Annotated in this window: 1 protein-coding gene; it reads left to right on the top strand. The window is 52.9% G+C overall.

The genetic code is table 11. The features are described 5' to 3' along the window. A partial coding sequence (locus R7040_RS29670) for a pyridoxal-phosphate dependent enzyme (RefSeq protein ID WP_318098077.1) occupies positions 1 to 531 on the top strand: 531 nt, incomplete at both ends.

Here is a 531-nt window from a genome sequence, read left to right as displayed (position 1 = left end):
GTGGTGCTGCACGGCAGCAACTTTGATGAAGCAAAAGCCGAAGCCGAACGCTTGTCAGAACAACACGGTTATACGTTCGTGCCTCCTTTCGACCACCCATTGGTGATCGCAGGCCAAGGCACCATCGGCATGGAAATGCTGCAGCAAAATGGTCATCTCGACTACATCTTCGTGCCGGTTGGAGGCGGTGGCTTGGCGGCTGGTGTAGCGGTTCTGGTCAAGCAACTGATGCCAGAAATCAAAGTCATCGCCGTCGAACCTGAAGACTCGTCTTGTCTGAAAGCGGCGCTTGATGCTGGTGAACCGGTGGTGCTCGACCAAGTCAGCATGTTTGCCGATGGTGTGGCGGTAAAACGCATCGGTGAAGAAACGTTCCGCTTGTGTCAGAAATACATTGATGGTCATGTGGCGGTTTCAAGCGATGAAATCTGCGCTGCCGTAAAAGACATTTTTGAGGATACTCGCGCGATTGCTGAACCATCCGGGGCGCTTGCGCTTGCTGGCTTGAAGAAGTTTGTTGAGCAAAACCAA

The sequence above is a fragment of the Vibrio sp. 1069 genome (genome assembly GCF_033340555.1).
The sequence above is the reverse complement of the archived record's forward strand: the minus strand, read 5'-3'. Positions and strand labels throughout refer to the sequence as shown.